4 protein-coding genes are annotated in these 3,343 nt (G+C 64.1%); all 4 read right to left on the bottom strand.

The window, feature by feature from the left end:
- Positions 1-329: 329 nt before the first annotated feature.
- Positions 330-1,055, bottom strand: coding sequence for a DUF2231 domain-containing protein (locus KYX69_RS23010; RefSeq protein WP_300501671.1), 726 nt, complete (start codon positions 1,053-1,055; stop codon positions 330-332).
- A gap of 179 nt (positions 1,056-1,234) precedes the next feature.
- A complete protein-coding gene (locus KYX69_RS23005; protein ID WP_062342522.1) occupies positions 1,235-1,684 on the bottom strand; it encodes a DUF411 domain-containing protein in 450 nt (149 codons plus the stop codon).
- Positions 1,685-1,787: 103 nt separating this feature from the next.
- On the bottom strand, positions 1,788-1,952 hold the full coding sequence (locus KYX69_RS23000; RefSeq protein WP_300501670.1) for a hypothetical protein: 165 nt from the start codon (positions 1,950-1,952) through the stop codon (positions 1,788-1,790).
- Between the two features lie 48 nt (positions 1,953-2,000).
- A complete protein-coding gene (locus KYX69_RS22995; RefSeq protein WP_300501669.1) occupies positions 2,001-3,299 on the bottom strand; it encodes a copper resistance protein B in 1,299 nt (432 codons plus the stop codon).
- Between the last annotated feature and the right edge of the window lie 44 nt (positions 3,300-3,343).

Here is a 3,343-nt window from a genome sequence, read left to right as displayed (position 1 = left end):
CCAACCCAGCGCCGGTCGCCGGCTCGCTTGTCATCTTCTTTTCGCGCTATTCGTCTCCACACGACGATCGGCGACACGGCCTTTCTCCGTTTCGATGATCCCGCACCACGATCGCGTGGATCGCGCGCGAGTGCATCGCGACAGTGTGCTATTACCAGCGCCGGGGGATTGCTCGACACGCCCGAGCGGCCAAGCGGGGGCCGGGATCGCCGGCGGCATCCGACGCTATGCTCAAAAGGCCTATGGGCATGAAGGTCGGCGCTGTCGCATTTCGTCGCATTCCTTTGAGCCGCGCCAACACGCGACCGCCTATCGAGCGTCGGGTCCACTCAGAACGCCAAGTGGTTTATTCCGCCATGCATGAAGGTTCCGCCGAGGAATCCCTGGATCGAGATCGCGAGCGTCATCAGGCCAAGCACCACCCAGTACAGTGTCCGCGACCGCTCGGGAACCTTGCGGTGGCGCGCCGCCATCCAAGCGAGCGCGACGCCGAAGACGGCTATGGCGGTGCCGAGCCAACGGTGGGTCATGAGGATCGGGTTGCGATCGGTCAGGTAAAATCCACCCGCAAACCAGCCGAGGAACGCGGCCACGATCGCGCCTAGCGCGCCGACTACCAACATGATGTGGGCGACATGCTGGTAATCGCGGTTGCGACGCCACAGGCCGAAAAGTTCGACGCCGAACGCGCCGATGAACAGCGCGATCGGAAAATGGATCACCATCGTGTGCACACGACCAAGCCAGCTGACCAGTCGCTGCCCAAACGTCTTGTTCTTGTTCGCGGTCTCCTCGTGCATGCCGCCCATGTCCATGTCGTCACCGGCGATGTCGCGGCCACCCATGTTCATGTCCGCGGTCGACATAGAGCCCATGCCCATATGGCCGTCGCCAGCGTCCGCTCCGTCTGCTTTCGGCGTCTCGGCTGTGCTGTTAGCGGCCGGCCCGGGACCGGCCCCAAGCGCATCGTGATCTTCGTGCGCCGATGCCGACGTGCTTACTGAGATTGCAACCGCAAGGAGCAGAGCGAAGGCCCCGCCTCGTTTACCGCTCATCACCCAACCCCCTTGATCCGTGTTCATCCATTCCCGTTTACGCACGGGCCGTCTTCCGCCCTCACCCGCGTATTCGCTTTCCTGTGAGACTTTTCGTCTACTCTTCTAGACGAACTGGACGGAGGAGCTACGCTGGCTGGGCGACCGCGTCTTGTCTCCCGCCGTAAAAAAACCGCCGATCAGCTGCCGTGGCGGGCGAACAGGCGGCGCCCGTTGGGGCCGAAGGCGACCACGTCATAGGCCTGCGCCTTGGCGCCCGGCACTTCCATTCCCGGCGAACCAAGCGGCATGCCGCCGACTGCGAGGCCCCGTACGCCCTTGGGCCGGGTCGCGAGAACCCGCTTCATGTCGGCGATCGGCACGTGGCCCTCAAAAGCCATGCCATCGGCGATTGCGGTGTGGCAGGACGAGACGTCCGCGGGAACCCCTGCGCGCTTTTGCAGCGCCGAGCGGTTGGAATCATCGACGACGCGCACCTGGCGCCCGAGCTGCCGCTGCACCTGCGCCGCCCACTTGGCACAACAGCCGCAGCCGGGGTCGCGGTGCATGACGATCGGGGTGGCCGCGCTGACGGCAACCGGAACCAACAAGGCTGCGGCAGTCAGCGCGGATCGCAAAGCTATTTTCATCGAAAAACTCCTTGGTCGAACCTCCCGCTCCCTCGGCGGGGGCGGGACGAACGAGGCTTATTACTGAGGACGCTTGCCCATAGACCGGAGCATCGCCTGGAGTTCACATCGCCATCTCGGCGGGCATGAAGGGCGTGTTCATGCCAGGCATGTTGTCGTGGTTCATGCCCTGCATTTTCGAGTGGTCCATGCCCTGCATCTGCTGCTGAGCCAAAGCGGGGCTCGCCGCCATCGCGGCCAGAGCCAGAACCGTTATCGTCTTAAACATTGCCTTTTCCTTCTTGGACTTGGCCAACGCAACAAAACCTAATCGGCCTCAAAACCATGTGCGAATGCCCACAACGAAGCTGGTCGACCCCGCGCCCTCGCCTTCGGCGCGCGCGAAGCGGGCCGTGTCCCCGAACCGGCGGTCGTACGATATGCCCACATAGGGCGCGAACTCGCGCCTGATCTCATAGCGGAGACGCAGACCGAGTTCGGCCGTGGACAGGCCGGAGCCGATGCCGATTTCCGGCACGTCCTGCGCGGCAAGGTTGAACTCGACGCGCGGCTGAAGGATCAATCGCTGCGTGATCCGTTGATCGTAATAGCCTTCCAGACGCCCTAGTAGGTCGCCCTTGTTAGACAGGAACAGCGCGCCCTCGACATCGAAGAAGCCGGGTGCAAGCGTTTCAAAGCCGACCGACGCATAGACGCGCGAGGGGTTTGGCTTGAAGTCGTAGCGGACGCCAAGCTGTATATCGGTGTATGGACCCACGGCGCGCGAATAAAGCGCCTGCACCTCTGCTGCTTCCAGGCTTCGCCCGATACTCCCTTCGCCCTCGGTCTTGAGCACCAGCCGGTTGATATCGCCCCCGAACCAAGCACTGCCGTCCCACCGATAGCCATCGCGCCCATCCCGGATCTGGACTTCAGCCAGGTTGAATATGACCTGCGAGAAATTCTGCCCGCCGTGCATCGACTGCAGATGCTGCTGCGAATGCGCCATGGTGGCGGCAGTATAGACTTGGTCTGCGGCCCGATCCGTGGGAATGGGCGGCGGCGGAGCGTTGCCGGCCGGCAGGTTGGTGCCGACCATCGCCGCGCCCGTGGCGGAGGGCATGCTTCCCATGTCGTGTCCCGACATGCCTTGCATCGCCCCCGAGCCCTGGCCCATTCCCGGCATCGATCCGTGGTCCATGCCCTGCATAGCACCCGGCTCGGCGGGGTTGGTGCCGCCGGCTGCACCTGGCATCGCGGACATGTCGTGCCCGGCACTAGGATTGGGGTTGGCTTCAGGCATATTCATACCCGGCATGGCGGACATGTCATGACCGGCGTGAGGATCGGCAACGACGGGTTCGCCGACCGGAGGTTTGGCGGACCGACTTGCGGCGGGCTTGGCCGCCGATCCCACCCTCGTGCGAGGCGTCGACCTAGCGGCGGGCTTCGCGGGCGCCTTGCGCGCGACGGGCTTGGCCGCTGCGGCTTTCTTAGCAACAGGCTTTTTTACCGCTGGTGCCTTAGGCGCAGGCATTTTCATGCCTGGCATGTTGGAATGGTCCATCTGCGCGGCCGCCGGCGTTGCCAGGCCAAGCGCCGCGCCGCCGGCAATCAGGAGGAGCTTAGGCTGCATCGCGATTCTCCTCGCCCATCGGGCGAACGGTCACGACACGCATC

The organism is Sphingomonas sp., assembly GCF_030145815.1.
GTDB lineage: Bacteria > Pseudomonadota > Alphaproteobacteria > Sphingomonadales > Sphingomonadaceae > Sphingomonas.
Note: the sequence above shows the minus strand (reverse complement) of the source record. Positions and strands in the feature narration are given on the sequence as shown.